The 878-nt window shown below is 60.7% G+C and carries 3 pseudogenes; 2 read left to right on the forward strand and 1 reads right to left on the reverse strand.

The window, feature by feature from the left end:
• A pseudogene (locus CWO89_RS46715) lies at positions 1 to 347 on the forward strand (hypothetical protein); the annotation flags it as partial.
• Positions 348 to 381: 34 nt separating this feature from the next.
• Here CWO89_RS46715 and CWO89_RS44630 read toward each other — a convergent pair.
• A pseudogene (locus tag CWO89_RS44630) lies at positions 382 to 615 on the reverse strand (transglutaminase-like cysteine peptidase); the annotation flags it as partial.
• A gap of 38 nt (positions 616 to 653) precedes the next feature.
• Between CWO89_RS44630 and CWO89_RS44635 the strand changes: the two are divergent.
• Positions 654 to 878 (forward strand): annotated as a pseudogene (locus tag CWO89_RS44635) (hypothetical protein); the annotation flags it as partial.

Consider the following 878-nt stretch of genomic DNA (forward strand, 5'->3'; position numbering starts at 1 on the left):
ACGCCGGCGCCGGCGCCTTCCAGTCGATTGGATGGATCTACCAATCCGGCGATGCAACGGGACCGCTGGCCGCCCCCTCCGCAGTCATCGCGCTATTCGTGGGAACGAGCTGGATCGGACTGGCGCTCGCGATCGCGATTGCGTTCTCCCTCCTCGCACGCCTGGTCTTAGGCGCGCTCCGACGTGGCCGCGACTCCTTCTTCCCGGCCGCGGCCGCCGCCTGCCTCTGCTTCGGCGTCGTGCAGGGATTTGTCGGTCCCGGCCTGTTACGCACCGGAGCCATCATCTGCCTTGCGGTGATCGTGGGGTTCGGCCTCTCGCAAAGCGTCAGCCAAGCCGCACGATGAACGAGATCATGATCCGATTGGTCGGATCATGATCTCATCTTTTTGTTTGAGCGTGACCTTTTCGGAAAACCGGTTTCCACTTTTCCGGATCATGCTTTAGATCAGGTGTTGCGGTCGCCCGGGATACCCAATAGTTGGGGTTCTTGGGCAACTGGATGCGCACCCAGCGATAGGGCTTGCGCGACCAGGGCATGATGTTCTGGGTCGGGTTGTCGAGGACCAGCTCGCCGCTGAACGTGCGCACGACGACGACCAGGTGATGCTCACTCCAGCTCGTGCGGCAAGATCATTTCGCCGGAATGCAAGGTGGGAATCATCAATACGCGGCATCCCGCCCAACAATCGAAACTCTACCGGGGCCTCTGCGAGATGGTGGGGTTGCTGATGGCCCCCTCCCCCGGACCACCATTTGCCGTCGTTCTAAATATGGCCGGCTTCTTCTCCGCAGCAGATGTCGCCAATCTGAAGAAGGCCAAGGACGATCTAGGTCGGAAAAGGATGATGGCTTCGGCATTTGCGCGTGGTCAGAAG

This window comes from Bradyrhizobium sp. Leo170 (genome assembly GCF_004296405.1).
Taxonomy (GTDB): Bacteria; Pseudomonadota; Alphaproteobacteria; order Rhizobiales; family Xanthobacteraceae; genus Bradyrhizobium.